Source organism: Staphylococcus hominis subsp. hominis, from assembly GCF_002901845.1.
GTDB lineage: Bacteria > Bacillota > Bacilli > Staphylococcales > Staphylococcaceae > Staphylococcus > Staphylococcus hominis.
This window is the reverse complement of record NZ_PPQE01000026.1, coordinates 40,363-41,454: the sequence shown is the minus strand read 5'-3', so window position 1 is coordinate 41,454 and position 1,092 is coordinate 40,363. Positions and strand designations below refer to the sequence as shown.

2 protein-coding genes are annotated in these 1,092 nt (G+C 23.4%); both read right to left on the bottom strand.

The features are described from left to right. Positions 1–264: 264 nt before the first annotated feature. Positions 265–366 carry an SE2200 family small protein gene (locus tag CD034_RS07205; protein ID WP_017175470.1) on the bottom strand — a complete coding sequence of 34 codons (102 nt, stop codon included), beginning with the start codon at positions 364–366 and terminating at the stop codon, positions 265–267. A gap of 436 nt (positions 367–802) precedes the next feature. Further along, positions 803–1,092: DUF1361 domain-containing protein (locus tag CD034_RS11430; protein ID WP_258026833.1), on the bottom strand; the 290-nt coding region annotated here is incomplete at its 5' end.

The window sequence follows — 1,092 nt, the reverse complement described above, 5'->3', positions numbered from 1 at the left end:
ATTTTCAATTATCGAAATTAAATATGATATATACATATTAATATAAGTACTTACAAAGATAATTTTCAAATAAGTATATTTATTATATATCTTTTTCAAAATAATATGTATAATACTTAATTGAATTATTATAATTATAATTTTAACTAATAATATTTTTAACTATAACAATTCAATTTAATTATGATTAATTCTCTTGCATACCAACATATTAAGACAAAAAAACGAGATATTTCTATATTAGAAATATCTCGTTTTATATGATTAATATTCAATATTTGGCATTTCGTTTACTTTATTTTGATATTTTTTGAAAGCAATATAGCCTACAAAACCAATAATAGTCGTAACTAAAAGTTTTTTCATTATTGTCCCTCCTTTTAATTTTTAGCGTACATTAGATTTGTTTTGTCAAAAAACAAGTCTAGACTAAATCTATTATACACTCATTTGGTATTATTTTTAAAGTCAATCGAACGAATTGCGTTATATTTATGTCATTTTAAAGAATGTATTGACAATAATATTTAATTTTTCATCACAAATAAACAAATATATATCGCAACAAACTCTAAGAAAGTAAAAAGATAAATATATTTTAAATTCAGCTTTTCTTTAAGTGGTACCTCCCAATGTGGATACTTACGTTCATAATAGACATTTTGAACAAAAAACAATCCTAAACCTAATGGTACATAAGTAATCATATTTTTATACTTTGAATCTAACTCTATGTCACTAAGAAAATGCTTAATTATTACTTGTAATATAATCACAATGACTAAGAGGAGTAGTATGCGAATCATTTTATTAATCGTACTCCTTTCACAAATAATATAAGAATGGCTTGTAATAATACCATAAGCATAATAAAAATAACACTTTTTAAATCGATGGCATCAAACACTTGATGCGTAATCGTTAATGGTCGTGTAATCAGATAAACTGTATGGAATCTTAAAAAACGTCCAACATATATGCCTATCCCATTTAGAAACATTAAACTCAGTACTAAGCATCGATTAAGCCATATATTAGAAGTAAAATGTTCTAAGCTGATAAATATAAAGATCATACAATAGATTGCAAAAA